The sequence below is a fragment of the Pseudomonas sp. 43(2021) genome (assembly GCF_017490805.1).
In the GTDB taxonomy this organism is placed as follows: Bacteria; Pseudomonadota; Gammaproteobacteria; order Pseudomonadales; family Pseudomonadaceae; genus Aquipseudomonas.
Map to the genome: position 1 here is coordinate 1 of NZ_JAFGYJ010000508.1, position 450 is coordinate 450.

1 protein-coding gene is annotated in these 450 nt (G+C 62.0%); it reads right to left on the minus strand.

The genetic code is table 11. The features are described 5' to 3' along the window. Positions 1 to 450, minus strand: a 450-nt coding sequence (locus J5M71_RS28420) for a histidine kinase dimerization/phospho-acceptor domain-containing protein (protein ID WP_279382403.1), incomplete at both ends; no start/stop codon positions are given.

Below are 450 nucleotides of genomic sequence, written 5' to 3' on the forward strand. Positions count from 1 at the left end.
CCCGTCATCCTCGACGTCGATCCGACAACGCAACTGGCCAACCTGATAACTCACCGTCACCTGCGACTGCGCATGGCGCATCGCGTTGCCCACCAGATTCTGCAGCGCCCGATGCGAATAACGCGGCTCGGCCTCGACCCACGCGCCGTCGTTGTCGGCCGATGACAAACACAAACCGCGCTGCACCGTGACCTCGGCGCGCAGCGGCGCCAATTCTGCGATCACCTGATTGACCAGCGCATCCAGATCGATGCGCTGGAAAGTCAGCGCCGGCGAGCCCTGCTCCAGCCGTGCGTAAGTGAGCATCTCGTCGACCAGCTTATCGAGGTCTTCGATGTCGTGATCCATGCCTTCGCGGTATTTTTCCAGCGCTTGCGGAGTGGTCGCCGTGCCGATCATTTCCAGCCCGAAACGCAGCCGCGCCACTGGGGTACGCAGTTCATGAGAAAC